General features: G+C 65.6%; 1 pseudogene. It reads left to right on the top strand.

The window, feature by feature from the left end:
• Positions 1-66: 66 nt before the first annotated feature.
• Positions 67-1369: pseudogene (locus tag A5789_RS09950) on the top strand (IS701 family transposase); the annotation flags it as partial.

Here is a 1369-nt window from a genome sequence, read left to right on the forward strand (position 1 = left end):
TAGTACTCCAGCATCACTTCGTGATGTTGTTGGGTAGCATGTGTTTTCGTGCTGGTTGATGAGGATCTGGCTGCGTGGACGGCTGGGCTGGAGGAGTTGTTCGCGCGGGTTGCGGGGCGGTTTCATCGGGCGGAGCCACGGTTGCGGGCGCGAGCGTATGTGCGGGGCTTGCTGGCGCCGCTGGCGGGGAAAAACGGCTGGACCTTGGCCGAAGCCGCGGGTGATCAGACGCCGAATGGGATGCAGCGCCTATTGAACGCGGCGGCGTGGGACGTCGACGGAGTCCGCGACGACGCGCGCGCGTATGCGGTGGAGCATCTGGGCGATGCGGACGGGGTCCTTGTTGTCGACGAGACGGGGTTCCTGAAGAAGGGCGTGAAATCGGCTGGGGTGCAACGGCAATACTCGGGAACGGCTGGTCGGATCGAGAACTGTCAGCTCGGTGTGTTCTGCGCGTATACGACGGTGAAGGGCCGGACGTTGATCGACAGGGAGCTGTATCTGCCCAAGTCGTGGACCAACGATCGGGACCGCTGCCGCGACGCCGGGGTGCCTGATGAGGTCGAGTTCGCGACGAAACAGGTTCTGGCGCAACGGATGCTGGCCCGCGCCCTGGACGCTGGCGTGCCTGCCCGCTGGGTCACCGCCGACGAGGCCTACGGGGGTGATTCGAAGTTCCGGACCTGGCTCGAACGGCGCAGGGTCGGATATGTGGTGGCTGTACCCAGCAGCGCGCCGATCGTGTCACTGGCGGGCAGTTGGCGCGCCGACCAGGTCGTCGCCGACGCGCCACCCGACGCGTGGAAGCGGCTCAGCTGCGGTGAAGGCGCGAAAGGCCCTCGCTTGTTCGATTGGGCCGTGGCCACGTTACCCACCCTCAGCGAAGCCGGCCCCGCGTGGCGGCGCTGGCTGCTGGCCCGGCGCTCGCTGACCCCCAACACCAAGGGCGAACTCGAAACCGCCTACTACCTGTGCGGCGCCCCGATCGGCACCAGCGACGCCGATCTCATCAGGGTCGCCGGTGCCCGTTGGTCGGTCGAGGACTGCTTCCAAACCGCGAAAACCGAGGTCGGGCTCGACCAGTACCAGGTCCGCCGCTACGACGCCTGGTACAGACACATCACCCTCGCCCTGCTCGCCCACACCTACCTCGCCGTCACCGCAGCAATCTCCCCAAAAGCCTTGGCAGCGGCCTCATCCCACTCACGCTCGGCGAGATCAAACGTCTCCTGGCACACCTGATCACCCCACTCCCGGACCCCGCCCGGCTGCTCGGCTGGTCGACATGGCGACGAAGACATCAACACCAGGCAAAACAAGCCCACTACCAGCGAAGACAGGCATTACATCACAAAGTGATGCTGGAGTA

The sequence above is a fragment of the Nocardia sp. 852002-51101_SCH5132738 genome, assembly GCF_001665695.1.
GTDB lineage: Bacteria > Actinomycetota > Actinomycetes > Mycobacteriales > Mycobacteriaceae > Nocardia > Nocardia nova.